The organism is Microbacterium sp. PA5 (genome assembly GCF_049860775.1).
Classification (GTDB): Bacteria; Actinomycetota; Actinomycetes; order Actinomycetales; family Microbacteriaceae; genus Microbacterium.
Window position 1 is genome coordinate 3099208 of record NZ_CP187567.1, and the last position, 25718, is coordinate 3124925.

General features: G+C 72.8%; 31 protein-coding genes. 29 read left to right on the forward strand and 2 right to left on the reverse strand.

Annotated features, from left to right (window positions below; translation table 11 throughout):
* Positions 1-41: 41 nt before the first annotated feature.
* The 11 genes from flgB to ACPWUT_RS14650 are packed head-to-tail and all read left to right on the forward strand — an operon-like array spanning position 42 to position 9241.
* The gene (gene flgB, locus ACPWUT_RS14600) at positions 42-383 is read left to right on the forward strand and encodes a flagellar basal body rod protein FlgB (protein WP_284528331.1); all 342 of its coding nucleotides are present in this window, start codon (positions 42-44) and stop codon (positions 381-383) included.
* The gene (locus ACPWUT_RS14605; RefSeq protein ID WP_284528332.1) at positions 380-772 is read left to right on the forward strand and encodes a flagellar basal body rod protein FlgC; all 393 of its coding nucleotides are present in this window, start codon (positions 380-382) and stop codon (positions 770-772) included. The genes flgB and ACPWUT_RS14605 overlap by 4 nt, the downstream gene beginning before the upstream one ends.
* A complete protein-coding gene (fliE, locus tag ACPWUT_RS14610; RefSeq protein ID WP_284528333.1) occupies positions 772-1071 on the forward strand; it encodes a flagellar hook-basal body complex protein FliE in 300 nt (99 codons plus the stop codon). Before ACPWUT_RS14605 ends, fliE begins: the two co-directional genes overlap by 1 nt.
* Positions 1071-2702, forward strand: coding sequence for a flagellar basal-body MS-ring/collar protein FliF (gene fliF / locus ACPWUT_RS14615; RefSeq protein ID WP_425838997.1), 1632 nt, complete (start codon positions 1071-1073; stop codon positions 2700-2702). The genes fliE and fliF overlap by 1 nt, the downstream gene beginning before the upstream one ends.
* Positions 2699-3715 carry a flagellar motor switch protein FliG gene (fliG, locus tag ACPWUT_RS14620; protein ID WP_284528335.1) on the forward strand — a complete coding sequence of 339 codons (1017 nt, stop codon included), beginning with the start codon at positions 2699-2701 and terminating at the stop codon, positions 3713-3715. The genes fliF and fliG overlap by 4 nt, the downstream gene beginning before the upstream one ends.
* On the forward strand, positions 3705-4310 hold the full coding sequence (locus tag ACPWUT_RS14625; protein WP_425839000.1) for a FliH/SctL family protein: 606 nt from the start codon (positions 3705-3707) through the stop codon (positions 4308-4310). Before fliG ends, ACPWUT_RS14625 begins: the two co-directional genes overlap by 11 nt.
* On the forward strand, positions 4307-5611 hold the full coding sequence (locus tag ACPWUT_RS14630; protein ID WP_425839003.1) for a FliI/YscN family ATPase: 1305 nt from the start codon (positions 4307-4309) through the stop codon (positions 5609-5611). The genes ACPWUT_RS14625 and ACPWUT_RS14630 overlap by 4 nt, the downstream gene beginning before the upstream one ends.
* Entirely contained in the window at positions 5608-6057 is a 450-nt protein-coding gene (locus ACPWUT_RS14635) for a hypothetical protein (protein ID WP_284528338.1), read from the forward strand. The genes ACPWUT_RS14630 and ACPWUT_RS14635 overlap by 4 nt, the downstream gene beginning before the upstream one ends.
* Positions 6054-7631 (forward strand): NlpC/P60 family protein, encoded by a 1578-nt coding sequence (locus tag ACPWUT_RS14640; RefSeq protein ID WP_425839006.1) that lies wholly within the window; start codon positions 6054-6056, stop codon positions 7629-7631. The genes ACPWUT_RS14635 and ACPWUT_RS14640 overlap by 4 nt, the downstream gene beginning before the upstream one ends.
* Before the next feature lie 15 nt (positions 7632-7646).
* Entirely contained in the window at positions 7647-8060 is a 414-nt protein-coding gene (locus tag ACPWUT_RS14645; protein WP_284528340.1) for a flagellar hook assembly protein FlgD, read from the forward strand.
* Between the two features lie 23 nt (positions 8061-8083).
* A complete protein-coding gene (locus ACPWUT_RS14650; RefSeq protein WP_284528341.1) occupies positions 8084-9241 on the forward strand; it encodes a flagellar hook protein FlgE in 1158 nt (385 codons plus the stop codon).
* A 171-nt stretch (positions 9242-9412) separates the two neighbouring features.
* On the opposite strand, the gene ACPWUT_RS14655 is transcribed toward ACPWUT_RS14650, so the two are convergent.
* Positions 9413-9685 (reverse strand): hypothetical protein, encoded by a 273-nt coding sequence (locus ACPWUT_RS14655; RefSeq protein ID WP_425839011.1) that lies wholly within the window; start codon positions 9683-9685, stop codon positions 9413-9415.
* Positions 9686-9929: 244 nt separating this feature from the next.
* Here ACPWUT_RS14655 and ACPWUT_RS14660 point away from each other — a divergent pair, with 244 nt between their 5' ends.
* The 12 genes from ACPWUT_RS14660 to csrA all read left to right on the forward strand — a co-directional run bounded on the left by ACPWUT_RS14660 (position 9930) and on the right by csrA (position 19217).
* Entirely contained in the window at positions 9930-10178 is a 249-nt protein-coding gene (locus tag ACPWUT_RS14660; protein ID WP_284528343.1) for a flagellar FlbD family protein, read from the forward strand.
* Positions 10178-10969, forward strand: coding sequence for a motility protein A (locus ACPWUT_RS14665; RefSeq protein ID WP_284528344.1), 792 nt, complete (start codon positions 10178-10180; stop codon positions 10967-10969). The genes ACPWUT_RS14660 and ACPWUT_RS14665 overlap by 1 nt, the downstream gene beginning before the upstream one ends.
* Positions 10966-11778 carry an OmpA/MotB family protein gene (locus tag ACPWUT_RS14670; RefSeq protein WP_425839015.1) on the forward strand — a complete coding sequence of 271 codons (813 nt, stop codon included), beginning with the start codon at positions 10966-10968 and terminating at the stop codon, positions 11776-11778. Before ACPWUT_RS14665 ends, ACPWUT_RS14670 begins: the two co-directional genes overlap by 4 nt.
* Before the next feature lie 91 nt (positions 11779-11869).
* Entirely contained in the window at positions 11870-12808 is a 939-nt protein-coding gene (locus ACPWUT_RS14675) for a flagellar motor switch protein FliM (RefSeq protein WP_425839018.1), read from the forward strand.
* Entirely contained in the window at positions 12805-13452 is a 648-nt protein-coding gene (gene fliN / locus ACPWUT_RS14680) for a flagellar motor switch protein FliN (RefSeq protein WP_425839021.1), read from the forward strand. Before ACPWUT_RS14675 ends, fliN begins: the two co-directional genes overlap by 4 nt.
* Before the next feature lie 70 nt (positions 13453-13522).
* Positions 13523-13903 carry a flagellar biosynthetic protein FliO gene (locus tag ACPWUT_RS14685; protein ID WP_425842310.1) on the forward strand — a complete coding sequence of 127 codons (381 nt, stop codon included), beginning with the start codon at positions 13523-13525 and terminating at the stop codon, positions 13901-13903.
* A gap of 53 nt (positions 13904-13956) precedes the next feature.
* Complete coding sequence (gene fliP, locus ACPWUT_RS14690; RefSeq protein WP_284528348.1) at positions 13957-14724, forward strand: flagellar type III secretion system pore protein FliP; 768 nt, start codon at positions 13957-13959, stop codon at positions 14722-14724.
* The gene (gene fliQ / locus ACPWUT_RS14695) at positions 14721-14996 is read left to right on the forward strand and encodes a flagellar biosynthesis protein FliQ (RefSeq protein WP_284528349.1); all 276 of its coding nucleotides are present in this window, start codon (positions 14721-14723) and stop codon (positions 14994-14996) included. Before fliP ends, fliQ begins: the two co-directional genes overlap by 4 nt.
* A 38-nt stretch (positions 14997-15034) precedes the next feature.
* Entirely contained in the window at positions 15035-15796 is a 762-nt protein-coding gene (locus ACPWUT_RS14700; RefSeq protein WP_425839025.1) for a flagellar biosynthetic protein FliR, read from the forward strand.
* A complete protein-coding gene (locus ACPWUT_RS14705) occupies positions 15793-16884 on the forward strand; it encodes an EscU/YscU/HrcU family type III secretion system export apparatus switch protein (RefSeq protein WP_284528351.1) in 1092 nt (363 codons plus the stop codon). The genes ACPWUT_RS14700 and ACPWUT_RS14705 overlap by 4 nt, the downstream gene beginning before the upstream one ends.
* Complete coding sequence (locus ACPWUT_RS14710; RefSeq protein WP_284528352.1) at positions 16881-18953, forward strand: flagellar biosynthesis protein FlhA; 2073 nt, start codon at positions 16881-16883, stop codon at positions 18951-18953. The genes ACPWUT_RS14705 and ACPWUT_RS14710 overlap by 4 nt, the downstream gene beginning before the upstream one ends.
* A gap of 9 nt (positions 18954-18962) precedes the next feature.
* Entirely contained in the window at positions 18963-19217 is a 255-nt protein-coding gene (gene csrA / locus ACPWUT_RS14715) for a carbon storage regulator CsrA (protein ID WP_425839030.1), read from the forward strand.
* Between the two features lie 36 nt (positions 19218-19253).
* On the opposite strand, the gene ACPWUT_RS14720 is transcribed toward csrA, so the two are convergent.
* The gene (locus ACPWUT_RS14720) at positions 19254-20240 is read right to left on the reverse strand and encodes a metal ABC transporter solute-binding protein, Zn/Mn family (protein ID WP_425839033.1); all 987 of its coding nucleotides are present in this window, start codon (positions 20238-20240) and stop codon (positions 19254-19256) included.
* Between the two features lie 278 nt (positions 20241-20518).
* Here ACPWUT_RS14720 and ACPWUT_RS14725 point away from each other — a divergent pair, with 278 nt between their 5' ends.
* The 6 genes from ACPWUT_RS14725 to ACPWUT_RS14750 are packed head-to-tail and all read left to right on the forward strand — an operon-like array spanning position 20519 to position 25718.
* The gene (locus ACPWUT_RS14725) at positions 20519-21478 is read left to right on the forward strand and encodes an aldo/keto reductase (protein WP_425839036.1); all 960 of its coding nucleotides are present in this window, start codon (positions 20519-20521) and stop codon (positions 21476-21478) included.
* Positions 21475-22344, forward strand: coding sequence for an amidohydrolase family protein (locus tag ACPWUT_RS14730; protein WP_425839039.1), 870 nt, complete (start codon positions 21475-21477; stop codon positions 22342-22344). Before ACPWUT_RS14725 ends, ACPWUT_RS14730 begins: the two co-directional genes overlap by 4 nt.
* A complete protein-coding gene (locus ACPWUT_RS14735) occupies positions 22341-23363 on the forward strand; it encodes a zinc-dependent alcohol dehydrogenase (RefSeq protein ID WP_425839042.1) in 1023 nt (340 codons plus the stop codon). Before ACPWUT_RS14730 ends, ACPWUT_RS14735 begins: the two co-directional genes overlap by 4 nt.
* Positions 23360-24118 carry an SDR family oxidoreductase gene (locus ACPWUT_RS14740; RefSeq protein WP_425839045.1) on the forward strand — a complete coding sequence of 253 codons (759 nt, stop codon included), beginning with the start codon at positions 23360-23362 and terminating at the stop codon, positions 24116-24118. Before ACPWUT_RS14735 ends, ACPWUT_RS14740 begins: the two co-directional genes overlap by 4 nt.
* A complete protein-coding gene (locus ACPWUT_RS14745) occupies positions 24115-24765 on the forward strand; it encodes a bifunctional 4-hydroxy-2-oxoglutarate aldolase/2-dehydro-3-deoxy-phosphogluconate aldolase (protein WP_425839048.1) in 651 nt (216 codons plus the stop codon). The genes ACPWUT_RS14740 and ACPWUT_RS14745 overlap by 4 nt, the downstream gene beginning before the upstream one ends.
* Positions 24762-25718 carry a sugar kinase gene (locus tag ACPWUT_RS14750; RefSeq protein WP_425839051.1) on the forward strand — a complete coding sequence of 319 codons (957 nt, stop codon included), beginning with the start codon at positions 24762-24764 and terminating at the stop codon, positions 25716-25718. The genes ACPWUT_RS14745 and ACPWUT_RS14750 overlap by 4 nt, the downstream gene beginning before the upstream one ends.

Consider the following 25718-nt stretch of genomic DNA (forward strand, 5'->3'; position numbering starts at 1 on the left):
GGCCACGGATCGGCCACTCATCCGAAGACGAAAGCAGTTTCGTGCTCGAATCAGTGACCACCGCCGCGCTCACGAGCGCGCTGGACGGCCTGTCGCAGCGGCAACGCGCGATCGCCGACAACATCGCCAACGTCAACACGGCCGGCTACCACGCCAAGGTCGTCTCGTTCGAGCAGGAGCTCGCCGCCTCCGTCGCCCGCGGTGACGGACACGTCGCGGCACGGGTGTCCGAGTCCGCGGCACCCACCCGCCTGAACGGGAACAACGTCGACCTCGACACCGAGACGCTCTCCAACATCGACACGGTCCTGCGCTTCCAGTTCGCCTCGCAGGCCGTCGGCGGGGCGTTCGCCTCGGTCCAGACCGCCTTGAGGACCTCATGACCTTCGACGCCATCGGCATCGCCGGCTCGGGCATGAGAGCGCACCGGGTGTGGCTCGACGCGCTCAGCGACAACATCGCCAACATGAACACCGCCGTGCCCGCCGACGAGGAGGCGTTCCGCCAGCGCTACGTCGCCGTCCAGGCCGATCAGGAGCGGGGGGGCATCGCGGTGAGCGGCGTCGTGTGGGGCGACGGCGAAGGCCGGCTCGCCTACGAGCCGACCAACCCGCTCGCCGACGACGCCGGCTACGTCCGGTACCCCGACATCGACCTCGGCGAGCAGATGAGCTACCTGATCCTCGCCCAGCGCGGGTACCAGGCCAACGCGGCGGTCGTCGACCGCGCCAAGACCTCCTACGAGGCCGCCCTCCAGATCGGGAGGCGCTGATGCCGATCTCCGGAGTCTCGGGCGTCGACCCCTCCGCCTTCACCCTGCCGTCGCTCGGCACGCGTTCGGCCGACGACGGCGCCTCGTTCGGCGAGAGCGTCACCGGGGCGATCGACCAGCTCCGGGAGCTCCAGTCGACCTCCAACGAGCTGTCGGTGGCCGCGGTGACCGGCGATCTCGATGACATCCACTCCGCGATGATCGCGTCGACCCGCGCCTCGGTGACCCTCGAGCTGGTCGCCGCCGTCCGCAACAAGGGCGTCGAGGCGTTCAACGAGATCATGAGGATGCAGGCCTGATGCCCGCCGCCGTCTCGTCGGTCTTCGGCAGGCTCCGCGCCGCCGTCGGATCATTCACGCTCGCCCAGCGGACGATCGCCATCATCGGCGTGGCCGTGCTCGCGATGGGGATCTTCGCCCTCACCAGCTGGCTGTCCCGTCCCGCCATGTCGCCGCTGTTCTCGGGCCTCGGCGCCGAGGACGCGAGCGCCGTCGTCGAGCAGCTGCGCGCCGCCTCGGTGCCCTACGAGCTCGCCGACGGCGGCTCGACCGTGCTCGTCGCCGACGCCGACGTGTACGAGCAGCGGCTCGCGGCAGCCGCCGCCGGGCTTCCCCAGGGGCGCACCGACGGCTACTCGCTGTTCGACGCGATGGGCGTCACGAGCTCGGAGTTCCAGCAGACCGTCACCTACAAGCGCGCGATCGAGGGGGAGCTGGCCCGCACGATCGGCGCCCTCGACAACGTGACGACCGCGTCGGTGCAGCTCGCGATCCCCGAGGAGAGCGTGTTCGTGTCTGAGAAGGTCGACCCGACGGCCTCGGTGTTCATCGAGACCGCGAACGGGACGACGCTGGCGACCGAGCAGGTCGAGGCGATCGTCCACCTCACCTCTGCGGCGGTCAGCGGCATGAAGCCCGAGGACGTCGCCGTGATCGACAGCACCGGCCGGACGCTCTCCGCCGTCGGCGGCGACCTCACCCGCAGCGCCGACCAGCAGACGGGCGCTTACGAGGCGCGGACGGCGGCGAACGTCCAGCAGATGCTCGACACCGTGGTGGGCACCGGGCATGCGACCGTGTCGGTGTCGGCGGTCATGGAGCAGGCCGTCAGCGAGCGGATCGACGAGACCTACGAGCCTGTCGACGGCGCGCCGTCGGTGACCGAGGAGACCTCGACCGAGACCTACACGGGCACCGGCGCCGATCCCGGCGTGCTCGGCGCGGAGGTCGCCGCAGGGGCCGGGGAGGGCGGGACCTACGAGTCGACGCAGTCCACGCGGACCAACGTCATCAACAAGTCGGTCGAGAGCACCACCACCCCCGCCGGCGCCGTCACCCGCCAGACGGTCGCGGTCGCCGTCGACGAGGGAGCGGCCGAGGGCGTCGACCTCGCCCAGCTCACCGCGCTGGTCACCTCGGCGGCCGGCATCGACCCCGATCGCGGGGATGCCGTCACCGTCGAGCTCGTGCCCTTCAGCGTCGGGGCCGCCGCCGATGCGCAGGCCGCCCTGGAGGCCGCCCGCGCCGAGGAGGAGGCCGAGCGCACCGCCGTGACGACCCGCATCGCGATGATCGCCGGGGCCGCCGTCTTCGTCCTCGTCATCGCGATCGTCACCGCCGTCGTGATCGGCCGCCGCCGCCGCGCGGCCGCCGCGGAGCCCGCCGTCCTCACCCTCTCGCCCGTCGACGAGACCATCGACCGCTTCGACGCGCTCACCCACGGGTTGCCCACGGGGCTGGCGACCGCGCAGCTGGAGTCCGTCGCGGGCGCCTCGCCGGCCGCCTCCGCGCTCGAGCCCGACCCGGAGCCGGAGCTCAGCCAGGTGACCCTCGACCGCCGCCGCGCCGAGATCGGCGACTTCGCGCGCCGCGACCCGGCCAAGACCGCCGACCTGCTGCGTCAGCTGGTGCGGGATCGGCAGGACGCATGACCGCCGCCCCCGGTGCGCTCACGGGCGCGCAGACCGCCGCCGTCGTCGTCATGAACCTCGACCGGGCGCTGGCGGTCGAGGTCATGAAGCACCTGGGCGACGACGAGGCCGAGGCGATCGCCGCCGAGATCATCCGCCTCCGCGATCTCGACGCCGAGGCGACCAACGCGGCACTCACCGACTTCCACCGCGTCGCGCAGGGCCACCTGCCTCCCGCCCGCGGCGGCCGAGACGTGGCGACGGGCCTCTTGGAGGCCTCGTTCGGCGCCGAGCGCGCCGCGGGCGTGCTCACGAAGGTCTCCTCGGCGATGACGGGGTCGTCCTTCGACTTCCTGACCGCGATCGAGCCCGCGCAGATCGCGAGCGTCGTCGAGGGCGAGCTGCCGCAGACGATCGCCCTCGTCCTGGCCCACCTTCCCGTCGACCGCGCCGCGGCCGTGCTGGCCGAGCTCTCCGATCCCGCCCGCACCGACGTCGCGCACGCGATCGCCACCATGGGCACCGCCACGCAGGACGCGGTCTCGATCGTCGCCGGCGCGCTCCGCGCGCGGTCGGGGGTGTTCGCCACCCGCGACGCGCGCGAGACCCTCGGCGGCGTGCAGCCGCTCGTCGACATCATCAACCGCTCGGACGCGACCGTCGAGAAGGCGCTGCTGTCCAACCTCGAGGCCCGCGACAGCGCGCTCGCCGAGGACATCCGCTCGCGGATGTTCACTTTCGCCGACCTCGTCGTGCTCGACGACCGCGACGCTCAGCGCGTCCTGCGCGGGATCGAGATCCGCGTGCTGGCGCTCGCGCTGAAGGGCGCGCCGCAGGAGGTCGCCGGTGTCATCCGCCGGAACATGACCGAGCGCAACCGCGAGACCCTCGACGAGGAGTCGCGCGTGCTCGGCTCGGTCCGCGTCTCGCAGGTCGAGGAGGCGCGCGCCGAGATCGTGCGCACCATCCGCACGCTCGAGGCGGCCGGCGAGATCCGCGTGCGGCGCGGGGACGAGGACGAGTATGTCGCCTGAGTCCTTCGTGCGCCGGGAGATCCCGCGGCTGACCCCCGCCTCGCACCAGCACGAGCGCGAGCGTGCCCGGGCGCAGGGTCACGCGCTCGGATACGCGGAGGGCGTGCGCGACGCCGCCCGCCGCGCCGAGGCCGACGCCGCCCGCGCGGAGGAGGAGCGCCGGCGCGCCCGCCGCGAGGACGCCGTGGCCGCAGCGGCGGCCCGGGAGGCGCTCGAACAGGCGGCGGCGTCTCTCCGCGATCGCGTGGCGCTCATCTCCGAGCTCGCCGAGGAGAAGATCTGGAGCCTCGCGATCGATGTCGCCGAGGCGATCCTCGGACGGGAGCTGTCGGATCCGGTGCACGCCGCGCGCACCGCCGTCGCGAGGGCCGAGCGCGCGGTCGGCGACGCCGTCGACGCGGTCGTGATCCTCAGCGAGGCCGACCTCGCGACCCTGGACCGGCTCGGGGAGCGCCCCGGCACGCTCGCCATCGAGTCCTCCCCCGCCCTCTCGCCGGGTGACGCCGTGGTGCACCTGGCCGACGGCGACATCGACCTCCAGGTCACGCAGGCCCTTGCGCGCGCCCGCGCCGCCCTCTCGGAGGCGATCTCGTGAGCGGGTGGGGAGCGGTGCTCGATGCCGCCCGGCCCGAGCGGTCCGGCACGGTCTCGCGGGTGGTCGGACTGGGCGTGGAGGTCCGCGGCCTGATCGGCGCGGTCGGCGACCTCGTCAGCATCGGCGGCGGCGAAGCGGAGGTCGTCGCCGAGGTCGTGGCGGCCGAGAAGGGCGCCCTGCGCTGCATGCCGCTGTCGGCGACCGACGGGCTGCGCGTCGGAGAGCGGGCGCGATCGATGTCGGGCCGGCTGCGGGTGCCGATCGGTCCCGGCGTGCTGGGTCGCGTCATCGACGGCCTCGGCCGCCCCATCGACGATCGCGGGCCGATCGCCGCGCTCCGGGTGGGCCTGGACCACGAGCCGCCCTCCGTCATGGAGCGCACGCGCATCGCGGAGCCCCTCGCCACGGGCGTGCGGGCGATCGACACCCTCGTCCCCCTCGGCCGCGGCCAGCGCCTGGGACTGTTCGCCGGCTCGGGCGTCGGCAAGTCGTCGCTGCTGTCGATGATCGCCCGCGGCTCGGCCGCCGACGCGAACGTGATCGCGCTCGTCGGAGAGCGCGGGCGTGAAGTGCGGGAGTTCATCGAGGACGACCTCGGCCCCGAGGGCCTCGCCCGGTCGGTCGTCGTGGTCTCCACCTCCGACCAGCCGGCCCTGGCCCGGCTGCGCGCCGCGTCGACGGCGACGCGCATCGCCGAGGCGTTCCGGGACGCCGGCGGGCACGTCATGCTCATGATGGACTCCCTCACCCGCGTGGCCATGGCCCAGCGCGAGATCGGGCTGGCCGCCGGGGAGCCGCCCGCGACCCGCGGCTATCCGCCTTCGACGTTCCCCGTGCTGGCGGGTCTCCTCGAGCGGGCCGGCACCGACCGGCAGGGCTCGATCACGGGCGTCTACACGGTGCTCGTCGAAGGCGACGACCACAACGAGCCGGTCGCCGACACGGTCCGCTCCATCCTCGACGGGCACCTGGTGCTCGACCGCGCCCTCGCGATCACCGGTCACCATCCGGCCATCGACGTGCTCGGGTCGGTCTCGCGGCTGGAGGGGAAGGTCGCGGGGACCGCCCAGCGGGAGCTCGCGTCGCGGCTGCGCACCGTCCTGGCCGCCCGCCAGGACGCGCGCGACCTCATCGGCATCGGCGCCTACCGCGCCGGAGCCGACCCGCGCGTGGACGCGGCGCTCGCGCACGAGCGCGCCATCACCGCCTTCCTCACGCAGCCGCTGGACGAGCGGGCCGTGCCCGACGATTCCCTGCGCCGGCTGAGGGAGCTCGTCGACGCCTTCGGAGATCTCTCATGAGCCGCGCCTTCCCGCTCGCCGGACTCCTGCGCGTGCGCGGCCTCCAGGAACGCGCCGCCGCCGAGCGCCTGTCGCGCGCGGCGCTGGAGCACGCCCACACCGAGGCCCGGGACCGTCAGCTGCGCGCATCGCTGACCTCGTCGGCCGAAGGACCCGAGGACGTCCGCACCCTGGCTGCCCTCGCGGCCAGTCGCGTGGCCGCCCGGAGCCTGCTGTCCGATCTGCGCACGCTCCAGGACGCGCAGGCGGAGGCCCTCGGCGCCGCGCGGGCCGAGCACGCGAGCGCGCGGGTCGAGGAGCACGGACTCAGCCGGCTCGCCGAGGCGCACGCGCGGCGCGAGCACGCCCGGGTGCTGCGCGAGGAGCAGGCAGCCCTCGACGAGGTCGCCGCGCGACCCGCTGCGCACTCCGCGCCCACGACGTCCCCGACGGAGGAGCCCTCATGACCCTGGTCGCCGCCCTCGGGCGCATCGACGACATCCAGCAGCGCATCCGGAGCCTGTCGCCGGAGCCGGTGGTGACCGACGCGGCCGCCGCGACGACGGGCACCACAGGCGGCGCCACGAGCGCCAGCGCGTCCGCCTTCGCCTCGGCCGTGCGCGACGCGGGCGGAGTGGGCGAGGTCCCCGCCCTTCCCGCCGGGCCGGTGGACGGCGGCGACATCGTGGCGCAGGCGAAGCAGTACCTCGGCGTGCCGTATGTCTTCGGCGGCGAGGACCGCTCGGGGATGGACTGCTCCGGCCTGGTGCAGCGGGTGCTCGCCGACCTGGGCATCGACGCGCCGCGGGTGGTGCAGGACCAGGCCGACATCGGCGTCGAGGTGCCCTCGCTCGCCGACGCCCGCCCCGGCGACCTCATCGTCACCAAGGGCGAGGGCCACATCGTCATCTACGCCGGCGACGGCATGGTGATCCACGCCCCCAGCCCCGGCAAGCACGTGGAACTGCGTGACAACTGGCTGAAGGATGCCGACATCGCCACCATCCGCCGCGTCGTGCCGCCGCCGGGTGAGGGCGTCGCCGCCGCCGGTATCGCCGCCGCGTCCGGGCTGCCGGCGTCGGCCCTGTCCGCGCTCTCCGTCCCGGCGCTGTCGGCCGCCGTGTCGTCCCCCACCTCGATGGCCGCCGCCGCCCGCACCGCTCTCGCGGCTGTCCCCGTGGCGTCGCGATCCGCGGACGCCGGCGGGGTCGCCGACGCGCTCGCCTCCCTCATCGCCGCCGCGTCCGTCCCTTCCGGGGTCGCCGCCTCCGAAGCCGCCGCCTCCGGGGCCGCCGCCTCCAGAGACGGGGCCGCGGGGGCCGGGGTCGCCGCCCTCGCCGCTGCCGGCGGATCGACGACCGCCGCCGCGTCACCGGCGACCGCCGCCGCGGCACCGACGACGCCCGCCGTGTCGCCGGCGCCCGCCGAACCGGTGGCCTCGCCGTCCGCCGTCGCCGCCGCGGCGGGGCTCACGCCGTCCGCCGTGACGTCGGGTGCGGGCGTCGCGGCGCCGGCTGCCCCGGCTCCGCCGACCGCCACCCCGCCGACTCCGCTCGCTCCGCAGCTCACCACCCCGCTCGTGTCGCTGGCCCGCAGCGGCCAAGGCGAGCACACGCTCACGCTGCGCGTCTCGCCCGAGGACCTGGGCCCCGTCACCGTCAAGGCGCGCATCACCGGGTCATCCGTCACGATCGAGCTCGCCTCGGGCACCGTCGCCGGGCGCGACGCGCTGCGCGCGCTGCTGGTGGACCTTCGGCGCGACCTCGCCGTCCTCGTCCCGCACTCCTCGATCGCCGTCACGACCGCCGACGCGCCCCGCGGCGACCAGCTCGCAGCCGGCACCGGCGGCTCGGCGGGCGGGGCCTCCGGCGCCTCGACGTCGGGCCAGCCGTTCGGGCAGGGCGGGTCCGACGGATCCGGGCGCGAGCGGGCGACGCCGCCCGCGCCTGCGGCGCCCGTCCTCCCGCCCTCCGCGGATGCCCTGCCGCTCCCCGCGCCGACCGCCGCCAGCGCGGCGACCGGCATCGACCTGTTCGCCTGACCCCCGAGGAGACCCATGCCCGTCGAATCCGTCACCGCCGCGGCGGTCGCCACCGCGGCGACCAGCACCGCCGCACCCCCCAAGAAGGCGCTCGACGCCGAGGTGTTCCTGCAGCTGCTCGTCGCCCAGATGAAGAACCAGGACCCGAGCTCGCCGCTGGACACCAACGAGATGATGGCCCAGACCACGCAGCTGGCGATGATGGAGCAGCTGACCGCCCTGGCCGACACGTTCACCGAGAGCTTCGCCCTCAGCATGCGCCAGACCGCCGCCGCGCTCGTCGGCACCCAGGCGTCCTACGTCGACGCCGACGGCGTCACCCGCACGGGCCTCGTCAGCAAGGTCTCGTTCGAGAACAGCATCCCCCTCGTCACCATCGGCGACACCACCGTTCCGCTCGACGCCGTGTCGGGCATCACCGCTTCCTGACCCCCCACAGAAGGGCACCCCCCATGCTCCGTTCGCTCTACGCCGGCATCTCCGGCCTCCGCTCCCACCAGACCATGCTCGACGTGACCGGCAACAACATCGCCAACGTCAACACCATCGGCTTCAAGGCGGGCTCCGTCCAGTTCCAGGACACGCTCTCGCAGATCGTGCAGAACTCCCGCGCCCCGCAGGAGGGTGCCGCGGGCTCCAACGCCGCGCAGGTCGGTCTCGGCACCCAGATCGCCGCGATCCGCACCAACTTCGCGCAGGGATCCGCGCAGACCACCGGCGTCCCGACCGACCTGATGGTCGCCGGCGACGGATTCTTCGTCGTCCGCAAGGGCGCCGAGACGCTCTACACGCGCAACGGCGGCTTCTCGTTTGACTCCGCCGGCCGCCTCGCGACCGCCGACGGCGCGCTCGTGCAGGGATGGACGGCCACCGACGGCGTCATCGCGACCGGCTCCCCGATCGGCACGGTCGCGCTCCCGGTCGGCGCGACCTCGCCCGCCGTCGCGACCGGCGGCGCCACGGTCACCGGCAACCTGCCCGCCGACGCCGCCGCCGGCGAGCAGATCGTCCGCGACATCACCGTGTACGACGCGGACGGCGCCGCGAGCCAGCTCACGCTCACCTTCACGCGCACCGCCGCCGGCTGGGACGTCACCGACGGCACCGCGACGACCTCGCTCGCCTTCACGAACGGCGCGCTCACCGCCCCGGCGTCGCTCACGGCAGGGGCCGTCACCGTCGACCTGTCGGCTCTCACCGGCTTCGCCAACCTCCGCACGGTCGCGATCACCGGGCAGGACGGTCGCGCCTCCGGCGCCCTCGTCTCCTACACGCTGACCGCCGACGGGAGTCTCGTGGGCTCGTTCAGCAACGGCGCCACCGAGGTGCTCGCCCAGATCGCCCTGGCATCCTTCGACAACCCCGAGGGGCTCGAGAAGGCAGGCTCCTCGCAGTACCGCGTGGGCGCGAACTCCGGCGCCGCACAGGTCGGCGTCGCCGGCAGCGACGGACTCGGCGACCTCGTCAGCGGCGCGCTCGAGATGTCGAACGTCGACCTCTCGCAGGAGTTCACGAACCTCATCGTCGCCCAGCGCGGCTTCCAGGCGAACGCCCGCATCATCACGACGAGCGACGAGGTGCTGCAGGAGCTCACCAGCCTCAAGCGCTGACCCTTTCCGGGATCCCCCCAGGTCCCGGCTGGATCCCCGGCGATCTCCCCCAGATCACACACCGGGGATCCCCCCGCGAGCCGACACGATCCGTACGAACCCACACGCTCTGTGCGGTTCGCATCGTGTCGGCTCGCGCATTTCGTGTCGGTTCGCGGGTTGGGCGGGGTGCTACGGCGAGGGCGTGGGGCCGGCGTGCTCCCTGTCCGTGGGAGGGTCTCCCTCGGCCTGCCGAATGAGGTCGCGATCGAGCCAGACGGAGCCGAGATAGACGAGCCCTCCAAAGACGAATGGCCCGGCAAGGGTGATGATCCACCACGGGGCGAAGGGCGCCACCCACGTCGAGGCGAGGTAGTAGGCCGCCAGGACTCCAGCGACGATCAGGATGCGAGGGAGGCTTCCGAACAGAGCACGTGCCGCTGCGAGGCTGACGATTCTTCTCATCGCGATGTCCTGCTCATATGTGAGTCGGCTTTCATAGCGGCTCAGACTAGTCGCAGCGGCGCCTCGACCGCCGCGCGCCCTGTGGATAGCCCCCCCGCACCCGCCGGCAAACCGCGGCCTCCACACGCCGACCTAACGCATCCGGCGCACTGGCCGACAGTGCTCCTCGAGCCGAAGACACGATGTCGCAGGCCCGCCGTCAGCGCTCCGCGCCTCGGCTGCATCGACCAGGGAAGGGGTGCTCGTGATCGTCCTCACACGGCTGAACCGCACCCCGTTCGCGGTCAACCCCGACCTCATCGAACGCATCCAGGCGACGCCCGACACCACACTCGTGATGGTCGACGGGGCGACGTTCGTCGTCGCCGACACGATGGACGCCGTCATCGACGCGGTCGTTGCCTTCCGCGCGCGCGTGCTCTCCACCGCGCTGCGGGGCCCGTCCGCCGACCCCGCCGCGGGCGCCTCAGACAGCGCGGGGGGTGAGCGCTGATGCTCATCATCGGCGTCCTGCTCGCCTTCGCGGGCCTCTACGCGATGATCACGCTCGAGGGCGCGCACGTCGAGGCGCTCCTGCTGCCCGCGCCGATGATCCTCGTCTTCGGCGCGACGATCGCGATCGGCCTCGCCGGCGGCACGGTCCACGACGCGAAGGAGGCCGTCCGCGCGCTGCCGCGTGCGCTCCGCGGGCTCAAGGGATCCGCCGAGGACCTCATCGTCACCGTCGTCGGCTACGCCGAGAAGGCCCGCGCCGAGGGCCTGCTCGCCCTGGAGGACGCGGTCGCCGACGAGAAGGACCCGTTCCTGCGCCAGGCGCTGCAGAACATCGCCGACGGCACGGATGCCGAGGACCTCCGCGTGCTCATGGAGGATCAGGTCGCCACGGTCGCCGCCGAGCGCCGCACGGCCGCCCGGTTCTACAGCACCCTCGGCGGCTACGCGCCCACCGTGGGCATCGTGGGCACGGTGGTCTCGCTCACCCACGTGCTGGAGAAGCTGGACGAGCCCTCCACCCTGGGACCGCTCATCGCCGCGGCCTTCGTCGCCACCCTCTGGGGCCTGCTGTCGGCCAACTTCATCTGGCTGCCGATCGGAGCGCGGCTCCAGCGCCTCGCCGAGCTCGAGGTCGACCGCATGACCCTCCTCACCGAGGGGATGCTCGCCGTGCAGGCCGGAAGCCCCCACCACCTCGTCGAGGAGCGCCTCCGTGCGCTCACCCCGGACACCGGCGGCAAGCGGCGCCGCGAGAAGCCGGCGCCCGCACCGGTCGAGGAGCCCGCATGAGCGTGCCGCGCCGGCGCCGCATCCCCGCCCACAGCGGCCACGACGGCCCCGACGAGCGCTGGATGGCGTCCTATCTCGACATGATCACGGTGCTCATGTGCATGTTCATCGTGATGTTCGCCATGTCGACCGTCGACCAGGAGAAGTTCGAGGCGCTGCGCGCGTCGCTGGCCACCGGCTTCGGCGCGGAGGAGTCCGCGGCCGTCGACGTGTCCGAGGGCGTCGTCGTGCCCGCCGACCTGGTCGACGACGAGGGCGAGGCGTTCTACGAGCTCCCCCCGAACGCCGCCGAGGAGGAGTACGACAGCCTGGCGCTCCTGCGCGAGCGCCTGCAGGATGCGCTGGACGAGGAGGGCCTCGGCGACACCGCGACCTTCACGATCGACGAGCGAGGGCTGACAATGGGGCTGAAGAGCGCCGAGACGTTCTTCGCGACCAACAGCACCGTGCTCAGCGCCAAGGCCCGCGCCGTCCTCGACGCCGCCGCCACCGTGCTCGCCGACGACACGCACGACATCTCGGTGGAGGGTCACGCCGACTACCGCCGGCCCGCCCCGCCGTTCCGCGACAACTGGGAGCTGTCCTCCGCACGCGCGACGGGGGTGCTGCGCTACCTCGCGAACGAGGGCGAGGTCGACCACGGGCGCATCAGCTCCGTCGGATACGGCTCCTCGCGCCCGCTCGCGAAGGGCACCAGCGCGGCCGCGCTCGCCAAGAACCGCCGCGTCGACATCGTGGTCCTCTCGTCCGCCGCAGAGGAGGTGCGCGAAGAGCTCCCCCGCCTCGACGCGGTCGCCGCCGGCCGCTGAACCGCCGTACCGCCTCCCCGGCGCCGCCGGACCGCCCGCACCCTGCGACGCGGCCCTTACGCGGTCGCACGGGCGACCGATAGTCCCGCTCGTGCAGATCGAGGACAGCGTGCGGACGGACGACGGTGCGTCGACGACCGATGCCGGCCCCGCTGTGCCCGAGCGCTACGACTTCGGCCGCCCGGCCGCGCTGTCGCGCGAGCACACCCGTGCGCTGGCCGGGGCGTTCGACGCGTTCGCGCGACTGTGGGCGATGCAGCTCACGTCCAAGGCCCGGCTGCGCTCGCACATCACCGTCGAGCGGGTGACCCTGGAGACCTACGACGAGTACGTGTCCACGGTGCCCGCCACGACGACGCTCGTGCTGTGCAGCGACGAGGATGCCGACGCCCGCGCGATCATCGAGTTCCCGGTCTCGACCGCCCTCCTGTGGATCGTGAAGATGCTCGGCGGCGACAGCGCCCGCCCGCTCGAAGCCCGCTCCCTCACCCCCATCGAGTTCGCCCTGCTGCGCGCGCTCATGGACGAGACGCTCGGCCATCTGCGGGGATCGCTGGGCGGCCTGCTGTCGGAGCGGCTGGCCGTGACCGCCGTGCAGTACAACGCCGCGTTCGCCCAGATCGTGTCGGCGCAGGAGCTCGTCGTGGTGGCCCGCTTCTCCATGCGCCTCGCCGACCACACCGAGTCGGCGAGCATCGCGCTGCCGGCGGCGGTGCTGCTGGAGCGCCTGACCGACACGACCTCCGCACCGCACGCCGCGCCCGATCCCGACGTCGTCCGCCACCACGTCGAGGAGGCGCCCGTCGAGCTCACGCTGCGCCTCGCGTCCCGCGCCATGCTGCCCGGCGAGGTCCTCGACCTCGCCGTCGGCGACGTCCTCACGCTGCCCCACGGCGAGGACCGCCCGCTCGAGCTCGCGATCGGCGACCACGTCGTCGCCGCCGCGGCCGTCGGCGCCAACGGCGCCCGCCTCGCCTGCGTCATCACCTCATCCGACCTTTCCCGCTCCCTCGTCGAGGAGACCCCATGACCAGCACCACGACGCACGAAGCCGCCGCGGCCGCCGCGTTCGCCGATCGCCTTCCGACCACCAGCCGCACGACGGCACGGCCGAGCGCCGGGTCCGGCGAGACCGGCGACGCCCTCATGGTGTCGTCGGTGGGAGACACCAGCGCCGCCCTGGCCGTCGTGATCCTCGACGAGTCGGCCCTGCTGGGCGACCCGTCGGCGTCGCTCGCCGACCGCCTGCGGGACGCCCTCGACGCCGCGGCGGCCGCGTTCGGCCCGAGCGTGCTCGGCGAGCCCGTCCTCGGCGACGCGTCGGCGCTCTTCTCGCACCCGTCTGCACAGGTGTTCGACCTCGTCGAGGAGTCCGGTCGCACGCTCGGCCGCCTCGCGGTGCGCATCTCCCAGACGCGGGCGGCCTCGCCGCGGCGCCTGCAGCGGATCGCCGGCGTCGAGATGGACCTCACGGTCGAGGTCGGCCGCACCCGCATGACCGTGCGCGACGTGCTCGACCTCGAGCCCGGCCGCATCATCGAGCTCGACCGCTCGGCGGGCGCCCCGGCCGACGTCAAGCTCAACGGCCGACTCATCGCGCACGGCGAGATCGTCGTCGTGGATCAGGACTACGCCGTGCGCATCACGCGCATCATCGAGAGCGCGGAGGCCTGAGCTGGACGATCTGCTTCTCGGCGTCCGCGTCGTCGTCTCGCTCGCGGCGGTCCTGGCGGTCGTCTGGCTGCTGCAGCGCCGTGTCGCCCGCGGCGCGGCGAAGGAGCGCGCGCGCGACGCGGTGCGGGTGATCGCCCGGCGCGGCCTCGGTGCCAAGGCGCAGGTCGTCGTGGTCGAGATCGACGACGTCCGCTACGTCCTGGGCATCGGCGACGGTGCCGTCTCGGTGATCGACCGCGCTCCGGCGGAGGCCGCGGCCGGCGCCGCCATCGCGCCGCTCACCGCGCTCCCGGCCCGGCCCGCGCCGATCGCCGCCGCCGATCCTGCCGCTCCCCTGCCGGCGCGCCGCAGTCTCCGCGCCGAGCAGCGCACGGCCTCCCGCGCGGCCTCCCGCACGCCGTCGCTGCCGCGGGATGCCGCCCAGGCGCTGCGCCGGGCGCTCGGCGCCTGATGGGTGCCGGGCGCGTGAGGACTCCGGGGCGCCGAACGGCCGCGCGGGCCGGGATGGCCACGGCGCTGTCGCTCGGACTGATCGCGCTGCAGGCGGTGACCGTGCCGGCCGCCCACGCCGACGCGATCGATCCCACCCCGGCGCCCCCGACCGGGGTGACCGTCGACATCAACGGCATCGACGGCACGCCGTCGGCGTCGATCCTCACCCTCATCGGCATCACGCTGCTGTCGGTGGCGCCCGCGCTCCTGCTCATGATGTCGTCGTTCACGAAGATCTTCGTGGTGCTCGCGATGACGCGGAACGCCCTGTCGCTGCCCACGATCCCGCCGAACCAGGTGCTCGCCGGGCTGTCGCTGTTCCTGACGCTGTTCATCATGTGGCCGGTCCTCACCGAGATCAACACGATCGCCGTCCAGCCCTACACCGACGGCGGCCTCACCTTCACAGACGCCGTCACGGCCGCCTCGGATCCGCTGCGCACCTGGATGCTGGCCTACACGCGCGAGGAGGACCTCGCCCTGATGACGAGGTTCTCGGGCGGCGAGAACCCGGACGACCCGGCGAGCACCCCGCTCATCACGCTCATCCCGGCGTTCATGATCTCGGAGCTGCGCGCCGCCTTCATCATCGGGTTCGTCATCTTCGTGCCGTTCCTGGTCATCGACCTCGTCGTGGCCGCCGCGCTCATGTCGATGGGCATGATGATGCTGCCGCCGGTCATGATCTCGCTCCCCTTCAAGATCCTGCTGTTCATCCTGGTCGACGGCTGGGGCCTGATCCTGCGCACGCTGATGCAGAGCTATGCGGGGGGCGGATGAACCCCGAAGCCGTCCTCGACATCGCCCTCGAGGGCGTGATGATCACCGCGAAGCTCGCCGCGCCGCTGCTGGTCACCGCGCTCGTCGTCGGCTTCGCGATCTCGCTCCTGCAGTCGATCACGCAGATCCAGGAGGTCACGCTCTCGTTCGTCCCGAAGGCGATCGCCGTCGGGGTCGCCCTCGTGGTGTGCGGCAACTGGATGATCACCGAGGCCGTCACCTTCACCCACGCCCTGTTCGACCGCATCCCGCAGCTGCTGAGCGGCGGATGACGGGTCGATGACGATGCGACAGATGACGGGCCGATGACGTGGACATCCCCATCGACTTCGCGTGGCTGGAGGCCACGGGCCTCGCCGCCGCACGGATCACCGCGTTCCTCTGCCTCGCACCGCCCTTCTCGTACCGCGGCTTCCCGACGCGCATCAAGGCGGCGCTGGGCGTGGGCCTGGCCGTCGCCATGAGCGGCACCGTCGCGCCGGGCTACACGCCGCTGGACTCGGGCGCGTTCCTCCTCGCCCTGCTCGCGCAGCTCGTGACGGGCGCCCTGCTCGGCTTCCTCGTGACCGTGTGCTTCGCGGCCGTCCAGTCGGCGGGCGGCCTCATCGACCTGTTCGGCGGATTCCAGCTGGCGCAGGCGTTCGATCCGCAGATGAACGTCAGCGGCGCGCAGTTCACCCGGCTGTTCCAGATGGTGGCGCTCGCGCTCCTCATCTCCTCGAACGGCTATGCGCTGATCCTCGCCGGACTCGCCCGGAGCTTCTCGGCCGTCCCGGTCGACGGCATGCTCGCCCTGGAGCGGCCCGCCGAGCTGCTGATCGACACCGCCGCGCAGCTGCTGCTGGCCGCCGTCCAGATCGCCGGGCCGCTCCTGCTGGTCCTGTTCCTGGCCGACATCGGCCTGGGCCTCGTCAGCCGGGTCGCCCCGGCCCTGAACGCGTTCGCCATGGGCTTCCCCGTGAAGATCATGCTCACCCTGGTGCTGGCCGGCACCGTGATCCTCGCGCTCCCCGCCGTCGTCAGCGCGCTCACCGAGGATGCCGTCGGGCTGCTGATCGGGGGTGCGCGATGAGCGATGCCGACAGCGGCGAGCGCACCGAGATGGCCTCGCGCCGGCAGCTGCGCGAGGCCTACCGCAAGGGCCGGATCACCCGGAGCCAGGACATGTCCGCGTGGATCGCGATCGGCGCGTTCTGCGTCATGCTGCCCGCCCTGATCGGCGCGGGCGCCGACGCCGGCACCGAGCAGTTCGTGGGGATCGCGTCGATCATCCGCAGTCCCGACGTCGACGACGCGCTCGCGCTGCTGTCCTCGGCCCTCGGGCACATCCCCGCGATCATCGGCACGACGCTCGGGACCGTCTCGATCGTCGTGCTGATCATCTCCGTGGTGCAGGGCGGGGTGCACCTGCGCGGCGTGCCGGCGCGGTTCGAGCAGTTCAATCTGATCACGGGGATCCAGCGGCTGTTCGGGCTGCAGGCCCTGTGGGAGGGCGTCAAGGCGCTGCTGAAGACGGCGGCGATCGGCCTCGCGCTCTACGTCGTCGTCGCGGGCCTCATGCCGCTGCTCGTCACCAGCGGCGCCGCGCCCGTCAGCCGCCTCCTCGAGGTGGCCGCCTCGGGCATCGCGGGCCTGCTGATGACGGCTGTGGCGGTCGGCATCGCCCTCGCCCTCGCCGACGTCCTCGTCGTCGCCCGCCGCAACCGCAAGCACACGCGCATGACCAAGAAGCAGGCGCGCGACGAGCACAAGAGCAGCGAGGGCGACCCCCTCATCCGCAGTCAACGCCGCGCGCGGCAGATGGCCATGAGCCGCAACCGCATGATCGCCGCCGTCGGGGACGCCGACGTCGTGCTCGTGAACCCGACCCACGTCGCGGTCGCCCTGCGCTACGAGCCCGGCAAGGCGGCGCCCCGCGTGGTCGCGAAGGGCAAGGGCGTGGTGGCCGAGCGCATCCGCGATCGCGCGACCGAGGCCGGCGTGCCCCTGGTGCGCGACATCCCGCTCGCCCGCGCGCTCCACAGCGCGTGCGAGCTCGGCCAGGAGATCCCGGCCGACCTGTACACCGCCGTCGCACGCATCCTCGTGTTCGTCGACGGCCTCAAGCGTCGCGGCTCGGCCCGCGGCGTGCACACCGTCCCGGAGAGGAAGGCGCCATGAAGGGCATCCTGAAGAAGTCCGCGATCCCGGTCGCCGTCGTCGGCATCATCATGCTGCTGATCGTGCCGGTGCCCCCGCCGGTGCTCGACGTGCTGATCATCACGAACATCCTGTTCGCGCTGCTGATCCTCCTCACGACGATGTTCGTGCGGAAGCCGCTCGACTTCTCGGTGTTCCCCTCGCTGCTGCTGGTCGCCACGCTGTTCCGGCTCGGGCTCAACGTCGCCTCCACCAAGCTCGTGCTCGGCGAGGCGCACGCCGGCCAGGTGATCGACGCGTTCGGCGCCATCGCCGTCGGCGGATCGCTCGTGATCGGCATCGTCGTCTTCCTCATCCTCATCGTGATCCAGTTCGTCGTGGTCACCAAGGGCGCTGAGCGCGTCGCCGAGGTGGGTGCGCGGTTCACCCTCGACGCCATGCCTGGCAAGCAGATGGCGATCGACGCCGACCTCAACGCCGGACTCATCACCGACGCCGAGGCCCGCGCCCGGCGCGCCGAGATCGCCGCCGAGGCCGACTTCTACGGCGCGATGGACGGCGCATCGAAGTTCGTCAAGGGCGACGCGATCGCCGGCCTGGTGATCATCGTCATCAACCTCGTCGGCGGCATCGCCATCGGCCTCATGTCGCACGGCATGGAGATCGACGAGGCGCTCAGCACCTACGCGATCCTGACGATCGGCGACGGCCTGGTCACCCAGATCCCCGCGCTGCTGATGGCCGTCGCGACCGGCATGATCGTGACGCGCTCCAACGCCGAGGCCGACATGGGCACCTCGGCGGCGGGCCAGCTCGGCCAGTCGCGCACGGCGCTCCTCATCGCCGGCGGCGCCGCGATCGCCATGTCGTTCATCCCCGGCATGCCGATGCTCGCCTTCCTCGTGATCGGGGGTCTGCTGCTGCTCATCGCCCAGCGCGTCGGGGCGGCGGAGCAGCGGGCGCAGGAGGAGGCGCCGGCGGCCGAGACGCGGGCCGCGGACGCGCCGGAGGAGCTGGCCGAGCGCATGCGCGTGCACACCCTCGAGATCCTGCTCGCGCCCGACATCGTCGACCTCGTCACCGGCGGCCCCGACGACCTGCTGGGTCGCGTGAAGTCGCTGCGGCGCAAGACCGCCGTGGAGATGGGGCTCATCGTCCCGCCGGTCCGCACGCGCGACAGCATCGAGCTTCCCGCGTCGACCTACGTCATCCGGGTCGCCGGCGTCGAGGCCGGTCGCGGCGTGGCGCCGCGCGGATCGATGCTCGCGCTCGGCACCGCGCTCGACGCGCTCCCCGGCGCCGCCGCCCCCGACCCGGTCTTCGGCATCGAGGGCAAGTGGGTCCCGCTGCAGATGCGTCACACCGCCGAGCTGTCGGGCGCCACGGTCGTGGACCGCGCGAGCGTGATCATCACGCACCTGTCGAGCATCATCCAGGCCCACGCCTCCCGGCTCCTCAGCCGCGAGGACGTGCGCCAGCTCACCGAGGGCTTGCGCCAGACGAGCCCCGCCGCCGTCGAGGAGCTCACCCCGGCGCTGCTGTCGCTGGCGGAGATCCAGCGCGTGCTGCAGGGGCTGCTCGCCGAGCGCGTCGCCGTCAACGACCTGGTGCGGATCTACGAGGCGCTGGCGCTGCGCGCCAAGACCTCCACCGAGCCGGAGGGGCTGATCGAGGCGGCGCGCGCCGCCCTCGGCCCGGCCGTCGCCGCCCGCTTCGCGGAGAACGGGCGTCTGCGCATCGTGATGATCGATCCGCTGCTCGAGCAGTCGATGCTCGAGTCGCTGCGGCCGGCCGAGGACGGCATGCACATCGCCCTCGACCCGCGCCGGCTCGAAGCGGTCATCGCGTCGACGAAGGCGGCCGTCGAGGGCGCCGGCCCCGGCGCCGAGCCGGTGCTGGTGTGCGCGCCGTCGCTGCGCACCGCCGTGCGCCGACTGGTGTCCACCCAGACCGACGGTCTGCCGGTGCTGTCGTACACCGAGGCGACCGCCGGGGGTCTCGCGATCGACACGATCGGGATCGTCCGCGACGCGGTCCCCGAGCCGCACGCGATCGAGGCGGGATCGTCGGCGGGCGCGGTGGGAAAGTAGTCTGATCGAGTGCTGGTTCTGACGAGACGGATCGGTGAGCGTGTGCTCATCGGCGACGACATCGAGCTCACGGTGGTGGAGATCCGCGGCGACAGCGTGCGCCTCGGCATCCAGGCCCCCCGCGAGACGCGCATCCAGCGCGCCGAGATCGTCGCCGCGGTCGAGACCGAGAACCGGTCGGCGGCCGAGGGCTCCGCGGAGCAGGAGCAGGCGCTGCTCCAGGCCCTCGCGGCACGACGAAGCCCCGCCGCAGACGCCGACTGACGTCCGCGGCGGGACCGCGCCCAAGGGGGTTCCGGCTCAGCCGGCCAGCACGCCCGCGAGCTCGTCGATGTTGTTCGCCATCCAGGTGAGGTAGCTCTCGCCCTCCGGCAGGATCTCGGAGAACTCGATCACCGGGATGCCGTCGGCCTCGGCCGTCTGGATCACCTGGGTCGTCTCGGCTCCGCCGGTCTGGGAGTTCGCGATCAGCACCCGCACATCGCCCGCGCCCAGCAGGGTGGTGGCTTCGAGCAGCGTCGCCGGCGGCACGTCCTGTCCCTCCTCGACGGCTTCGCTGAACGCCTCGGGGGTCACGTTCTCGAGCCCCGCGGCCGCCGTGAGGTACAGCGGCACGGGCTCGGTGACGAAGACCTTCTCGCCCTCGTGGGCCGCCGCGATGTCCGAGAGCGAGGTCTCGAGGCCCGCGACGCCGTCGACGAAGGCGGCCAGGCCGCTCTCGAAGGTCGCGGCCTCGTCCGGGACCAGCTCGGTCAGCTCCTCGGCGATCGCCTCGGCGACGTGCTCGATGGTGTGCGGGTCGTACCAGACGTGCTCGTTGAAGCCCTCGACGTGGTCGTGCCCGGCGTGATCGTGGTCGTGGTCCGCCTCTTCGGTGGCCTCGGCATCCTCGTCCGCGTGATCGTGGCCCTCGTTCTCCGGCCAGTCGTGCGAGTACTCGGCGGCGGTGATGACGTGCGCCTCCGAGCCGGAAGCCTCGATCAGCGAGTCGATGAAGGAGTCGTAGCCGCCGCCGTTCTCGACGATGAGGTCGGCGCGCGAGATCGTCAGCTGGTCGCTCGCCGACGCCTCGTAGGAGTGGGGGTCCTGGCTGGACGAGGTGACGATCGAGGTGACCTCGACGGCGTCGCCCGCGATCGCCGACACGATGTCGCCGTAGACGCTGGTCGAGGCGACCACCTGCACGGCGTCGCCGTCCGCGGCGTCCGTCGGCGTCGACGCGCAGCCGGCGAGGACGAGGGCGGTCGCGCCGAGCAGCGCGCTGATCGTGAGGGTCTTCCGTGCCATGCTCCGAGTTTAGGGGCTAGTGATAATCATTCTCAAATCCACCCCGCGTGCCTCACCCCGCGAGGCGACATGCTGCCGCCGAGCCGACACGCTGCGCCCGCGCATAGCGTGTCGGCTCGCGCGGGGCGTGTCGGCTCGGCGAAAGGGGCGTCGGCTCGCGCAGGACGCCGCGCATGGGGAGCCGATCTCTGCGGCTCCCGAACTGGTGTCCTCGCATGGCGCGAGGCCCAAAACTCTTGGCACATATGATGTATGATCTTCTCAAACGAGGGGGTTTCATGCGTCAGCGAGCCATCGCCAGCTTGTCGGTGTCCGAGGTCGGCTTCGGCGCGGCGCAGCTGGGGAACCTCTACCGGGAGACCTCGGACGACGAGGCCTCCGGAGCCGTCGACGCCGCCTGGCAGCGGGGCATCCGCTATTTCGACACCGCGCCGCACTACGGCGTGGGCCTCTCCGAGAGACGATTGGGCGCCGCGCTGCGCACCCGTCCGCGCGACGAATTCGTCGTGTCGACGAAGGTGGGCCGTCGGCTGGTGCCGACGCCCGAGCGCGCCGCCGCTGGCATCCTCGACCTCGACGACGGCTTCGCCGCCCCCGCGACACACCGGCGGGAGTGGGACTTCTCGAGGGACGGCGTGCTCCGCTCGATTGAGGGGAGCCTCGACCGCTTGGGCCTCGACCGCATCGACATCGCCTACCTCCACGACCCCGACGACCACTGGGACGACGCCTCCTCCACAGGAGTCAGTGCGCTCATCGAACTTCGCGACCAGGGGGTCGTGCGGGCGGTCGGGGCCGGGATGAACCAGGCGGCGATGCTGGTGCGCTTCATCGAGCGGTGCGACATCGACGTCGTCATGGTCGCCGGCCGGCACACACTTCTCGACCGGAGCGCGCAGGATCGACTCCTCCCTCTCGCGGCGGAGCGCGACGTGGCGGTCGTCTCGGCGGCGGTCTACAACTCGGGCCTTCTCAGCAACCCCGTTGTACGGGACGACGCGACCTACGACTACGGCCCTGCGCCGGCCGACGTGATCGCTCACGGCCGGCGGCTGGCCGAGGTCTGCACCCGGCACGGCGTCACGCTGCCGGAAGCCGCCGTCCAGTACCCGCTCCGTGACGCGGCCGTCGCCTCGGTCGTCGTCGGGATGCGCACGGCCGACCAGGTGAACAGCACGGTCGACCGGTACGAGGCCCCGATCTCCGCGGAGACCTGGCAGGAGCTCGAGCGCGCATGATCGTCGACGCGCACCTCCATGTCTGGGACCCCTCCCGGGCCTCGTACCCGTGGCTCACCGCCGCGCTCCACCCGCTCGATCGCACCCTCCTCCTCGACGACGTCTCCGCCGAGCTCGAGCGTGCGGGAGTCGACCGCGTCGTGCTCGTGCAGGCCGTGGACAACGCGGGCGACACCGCCGTGATGCGTGCGGAGGCGGAGCGGCATCCGGAGCGCGTCGCCGGCATCGTCGCGTGGCTTCCCCTCGACGATCCCGACGCCGTCGCGCGCGGCCTCGAGGACGCGGGAGGCGACCCGCTCTTCGTGGGCGTGCGCAATCTCATCCACGACCGGGAACCGGGGTGGCTCTCGCAAGCCAGGCAGAGCGAGTCCCTGGGTCTCCTCGCCCGCGCCGGCGTGCCACTGGATTTCGTGACGGCGTCGGCCGATGCCCTCGCGGAGATCCCCGAGATCCTCGATCGGCATCCTGACCTGCGGCTCGTGATCGACCATCTCGGCAAGCCCCCGATCGGCGGCTCCGACGCCGACCGGACCGCGTGGCGCCAGTCGCTGCGCGTGGCAGCCGCGCACCCGCTCGTGCACGCCAAGGTCTCGGGCCTCTATCCCCCGGTCGGCGATCCGCGCGCGTGGGTGGCCGACGATCTGCGCCCCTTCCTCGACGACGCGGCCGCTGAGTTCGGCGTCGACCGGCTCATGTACGGCAGCGACTGGCCGATCGTCGAGCGCGCAGGCGGTCACGGACTCGTCCACGCCGCCCTTGTGGAGCTCACGCGGGGATGGAGCGTCGCCGAGCGCGACGCGCTCTTCGCGGCAACAGCCACGACCTTCTACCGGCTTCAGCCCCCTATCCCCGAGAGGACCGCATGAACGGCATCGCCTACGTCGGAGACCGCCGCCTCGACCCCGTAGAGCTCACCTGGACCGCGCCGGCCGCCGGCGAGGTCCAGGTGGAAGTCGCCTACACGGGCCTCTGCGGAACCGACCTGCACATCTTCCACGGCAACATGGACGCGCGCGTGAACAAGCCCCTCGTGTTCGGCCACGAGATGAGCGGCACCGTCGCGGCTCTCGGCGAAGGCGTGACGGGATGGTCGGTCGGGGATGCGGTCACGGTGATGCCCCTCGACTGGGACGGCACGTGCCCCGCATGCCTCGCGGGCAACGAGCACATCTGCCAGAACCTCGACTTCATCGGGATTGACTCGCCCGGTTCGCTCCAGCAGCGATGGAACGTGCCCGAGCGCACTCTTGTACGGGTGCCGGCCGGCACCCCGCTCGACCACGCGGCCCTCATCGAGCCCGTCGCCGTCGCGGTGCACGACGTGCGTCGCAGCGAGCTGCGCGAGGGGGACAAGGCCGTCGTCATCGGCGGCGGTCCGATCGGGCTCCTGATCGCCAGCGTGGCCAGACACTTCGGCGCCGAAGTGCTCGTCGTCGAGCTCGACGAGCGGCGCCGCGCCCAGATCGAGTCGCTCGGTTTCGCCACCCTCGACCCGCGCGAGCGGGACCAGAAGGCCGTGGTGGAGGAGTGGACCAGCGGCGCCGGAGCAGACGTCGTCTTCGAGGTCTCCGGAGCCGCGCCCGCCGTCCTCGGGGCGACCGACCTCGCCAAGGTGCGGGGCACGCTCGTCGTCGTCGCGATCCATCCGACGCCGCGTCCCCTCGACCTGCAACGCGTGTTCTGGCGCGAGCTCCGCATCCTCGGCGCCCGCGTCTATCAGCGCGTCGACTTCGAGACCGCCGTCGAGCTCGTGGCAGAGGGAGTCATACCCGCCGACGAGCTCATCACCCGCGTCGTGCCGCTCGGAGCCACCGCCGACGCGTTCGCCGACCTCGAAGCCGGCCGTGCGATGAAGATCCTCGTCGATGTGGCGGGCACGGCATGAGCGACCTGTTCGACCTCACCGGAGCGACCGCTGTCGTCACCGGTGCACGGCGGGGCATCGGCTTCGCGATGGCCGTCGCCCTCGCCGAGGCGGGCGCCGACATCATCGGCGTGAGCGCATCGCAGTCGGCGGACGGGAGCGAGATCGAACGTGCCGTGACGGCCGCCGGCCGATCGTTCGACGGCATCCCGTGCGACTTCTCCGACCCGGATGCCGTCGCCGCTCTCGGGCGCACGCTCGCCGAGCGCCGCATCGACATCCTGGTCAACAACGCGGGGACCATCGAACGCGCTCCGGCCGCCGAGCACCCGTTGGCAGCCTGGGATCGTGTCCTGCAGATCAACCTCACGAGCCAGTTCGCGCTCACGCAGGCCGTCGCCGCGCAGATGCTCGAGCGCCGGCGCGGGAAGGTCATCTTCACCGCGTCTCTGCTGAGCTTCCAGGGGGGAATCAACGTTCCCGGCTACACGGCGGCGAAGTCGGGGATCGCGGGACTCACGAAGGCGCTGTCGAATGAGTGGTCGGCGCGCGGCGTCAACGTCAACGCGATCGCGCCCGGCTACATCGCCACCGACAACACGGAGGCCCTCCGCGCCGACCCCCACCGCGCCGGTGCGATCCTCGATCGCATTCCGGCCGGTCGGTGGGGCGAGCCCGGTGACCTGGCCGGTGCGACCGTGTTCCTCGCCTCCCGCGCCTCGGACTACATCGACGGGATCACCCTCCCCGTCGATGGCGGATGGCTCGGCCGGTGAGCGGCGAGCGCGACGTGCTCGAAAGGGTCGAGCGGATCGGGATCGTCCCGGTGGTCGTGGTCGACGACCCGGCCCACGGCGCTCCGCTGGCCGAAGCCCTCCTCGCCGGCGGCATCGCCTGCGCCGAGTTCACGATGCGGACCCCCGCCGGCCTCGGGGCTCTGCAAGCCGCTGCGAGGGTCGAGGGATTCCTCGCCGGTGCCGGCACGGTGCTGACTCCCAGCCAGGTCGATGCGGTGGCCGCGGCGGGCGCCCGGCTCCTCGTCACTCCCGGGTACGCCCCGAGCGTGAACGCCCGCGCCCGGGAGCACGGCGTCGTCGCGGTCCCCGGTGTCGCCACGCCCACCGAGGTGCAGCGCGCACGCGAAGACGGCTACTCCCATGTGAAGCTCTTCCCCGCCGCGTCGCTCGGCGGCCCCGCGTACGTCGACGCGCTCGCCGCGCCCTTCGCCGACGTCCGGTTCCTCCCCAGCGGCGGTCTCACTCCCGAGAATCTCGGCGCGTACCTGCAGCGCCCCTCGGTCTTCGCCGGCAGCGGCAGCTGGATGGTTCCCCGCGCCGCGATCGCAGAGGGCGACTTCCGCGCGATCCGCGAGCTTGCCCGCGCATGCCGAGATCTGTGCGACGCCGTCCGGAACGACGCATGAGCGCCGCCGTGCGCGTGCTGACGCTCGGGGAGAGCATGGGGGTCATCCGCGGGGATGCCGTCGGCGGCTTCGAACGGCTCGCGTCGGCATCCGTCGACACGGGCGGGGCGGAGGGCAACACCGCGGTGGGGCTTGCCCGGCTCGGCGTCGACGTCACGTGGCTCGGCCGTGTGGGAGACGACGCGCTCGGCAGGCGCGTCGTCGGCGACCTGCGGTCGGAGGCCGTCGATGTCGTCGCGGTCACCGACGCCGCCGCGCCGACGGGGCTTCTGCTCAAATCGACGCCCCGCGCCGGCGCCACCATCGTCCACTATTACCGTGCCGGGAGCGCCGGCAGCCGACTGACGCCCGGCGACCTCGACCGGGTGGACATCGCCGCATTCGGCATCCTCCATGTCACGGGCGTCACGCTCGCGCTGTCGACGAGCGCGCGCGCCACGGTCCTCGAGGCGGTCGCTCGTGCGCGCACCCTGGGCCTCCTGGTCTCGTTCGCGGTCAACCACCGCTCGAAGCTCTGGACCGCCCCGGAAGCACGCGACGCATATGAGGAGCTGTTGGCCCTCACGGACATCCTCTTCGCCAGCGAGGACGAAGCCCGCTTGGTCACCGCGGCCGAGACGGCGGTCCCCGCCGAGGACCTCGCCGGGCTCCTCGCGCGGCGCGGACCACGCGAGGTCCTCGTCACGAGGGGAAGCCTCGGCTGCGTCGCGGCGATCGACGGAGGCGTGCGGCACGTCGCCGCAGAGCCCATCACGGCCGTCGACACGGTCGGTGCGGGCGACGCCTTCGCGGCGGGTTATCTGGCCGCACGCGCGTGGGGCGAGCCGGTCGTCGAGCGACTCCGAGTCGCGACGCGGTGCGGCGCCTACGCATGTCTTCACCCGAGCGATTGGCAGGGCGCGCCCCGCCGCGCAGACCTCGGACTCGCGCACGGCGACGCCGTCGCACGCTGA

Bases quoted from the DNA above. Each gene is read 5' to 3' on its own strand.
- ACPWUT_RS14605 (WP_284528332.1), top strand. From the start codon at position 380: ATGACCTTCGACGCCATCGGCATCGCCGGCTCGGGCATGAGAGCGCAC.
- fliE (WP_284528333.1), top strand. From the start codon at position 772: ATGCCGATCTCCGGAGTCTCGGGCGTCGACCCCTCCGCCTTCACCCTG.
- fliF (WP_425838997.1), top strand. From the start codon at position 1,071: ATGCCCGCCGCCGTCTCGTCGGTCTTCGGCAGGCTCCGCGCCGCCGTC.
- fliG (WP_284528335.1), top strand. From the start codon at position 2,699: ATGACCGCCGCCCCCGGTGCGCTCACGGGCGCGCAGACCGCCGCCGTC.
- ACPWUT_RS14625 (WP_425839000.1), top strand. From the start codon at position 3,705: ATGTCGCCTGAGTCCTTCGTGCGCCGGGAGATCCCGCGGCTGACCCCC.
- ACPWUT_RS14635 (WP_284528338.1), top strand. From the start codon at position 5,608: ATGAGCCGCGCCTTCCCGCTCGCCGGACTCCTGCGCGTGCGCGGCCTC.
- ACPWUT_RS14640 (WP_425839006.1), top strand. From the start codon at position 6,054: ATGACCCTGGTCGCCGCCCTCGGGCGCATCGACGACATCCAGCAGCGC.
- ACPWUT_RS14645 (WP_284528340.1), top strand. From the start codon at position 7,647: ATGCCCGTCGAATCCGTCACCGCCGCGGCGGTCGCCACCGCGGCGACC.
- ACPWUT_RS14650 (WP_284528341.1), top strand. From the start codon at position 8,084: ATGCTCCGTTCGCTCTACGCCGGCATCTCCGGCCTCCGCTCCCACCAG.
- ACPWUT_RS14655 (WP_425839011.1), bottom strand. From the start codon at position 9,685: ATGAGAAGAATCGTCAGCCTCGCAGCGGCACGTGCTCTGTTCGGAAGC.
- ACPWUT_RS14665 (WP_284528344.1), top strand. From the start codon at position 10,178: ATGCTCATCATCGGCGTCCTGCTCGCCTTCGCGGGCCTCTACGCGATG.
- ACPWUT_RS14670 (WP_425839015.1), top strand. From the start codon at position 10,966: ATGAGCGTGCCGCGCCGGCGCCGCATCCCCGCCCACAGCGGCCACGAC.
- fliN (WP_425839021.1), top strand. From the start codon at position 12,805: ATGACCAGCACCACGACGCACGAAGCCGCCGCGGCCGCCGCGTTCGCC.
- fliP (WP_284528348.1), top strand. From the start codon at position 13,957: ATGGCCACGGCGCTGTCGCTCGGACTGATCGCGCTGCAGGCGGTGACC.
- fliQ (WP_284528349.1), top strand. From the start codon at position 14,721: ATGAACCCCGAAGCCGTCCTCGACATCGCCCTCGAGGGCGTGATGATC.
- ACPWUT_RS14705 (WP_284528351.1), top strand. From the start codon at position 15,793: ATGAGCGATGCCGACAGCGGCGAGCGCACCGAGATGGCCTCGCGCCGG.
- ACPWUT_RS14710 (WP_284528352.1), top strand. From the start codon at position 16,881: ATGAAGGGCATCCTGAAGAAGTCCGCGATCCCGGTCGCCGTCGTCGGC.
- ACPWUT_RS14720 (WP_425839033.1), bottom strand. From the start codon at position 20,240: ATGGCACGGAAGACCCTCACGATCAGCGCGCTGCTCGGCGCGACCGCC.
- ACPWUT_RS14725 (WP_425839036.1), top strand. From the start codon at position 20,519: ATGCGTCAGCGAGCCATCGCCAGCTTGTCGGTGTCCGAGGTCGGCTTC.
- ACPWUT_RS14730 (WP_425839039.1), top strand. From the start codon at position 21,475: ATGATCGTCGACGCGCACCTCCATGTCTGGGACCCCTCCCGGGCCTCG.
- ACPWUT_RS14735 (WP_425839042.1), top strand. From the start codon at position 22,341: ATGAACGGCATCGCCTACGTCGGAGACCGCCGCCTCGACCCCGTAGAG.
- ACPWUT_RS14740 (WP_425839045.1), top strand. From the start codon at position 23,360: ATGAGCGACCTGTTCGACCTCACCGGAGCGACCGCTGTCGTCACCGGT.
- ACPWUT_RS14750 (WP_425839051.1), top strand. From the start codon at position 24,762: ATGAGCGCCGCCGTGCGCGTGCTGACGCTCGGGGAGAGCATGGGGGTC.